Here is a 211-nt window from a genome sequence, read left to right on the forward strand (position 1 = left end):
TTTAATATTTCCTCAGCCATTTCACTCTTAACTACAAACACAACTCTTCCTTCACAAGCCATATATAGTGGATCTAATCCTAATATTTGATTTACAGCAGATACCTCTCTTTCAATGGGTATACTTTCTTCCATGAGCTTTATACTTAAGCCTACTCTATCTGAAATTTCATTTAATATTGTAACAAGCCCTCCCCTTGTAGGATCTTTCA

1 protein-coding gene is annotated in these 211 nt (G+C 34.1%); it reads right to left on the bottom strand.

The window, feature by feature from the left end:
- The coding region (locus tag ACJDU8_RS25960; protein ID WP_406795056.1) for an AIR synthase-related protein at positions 1-211 on the bottom strand (211 nt) is incomplete at both ends.

The organism is Candidatus Clostridium eludens (genome assembly GCF_045310515.1).
GTDB classification, from domain to species: domain Bacteria; phylum Bacillota; class Clostridia; order Clostridiales; family Clostridiaceae; genus Clostridium_B; species Clostridium_B eludens.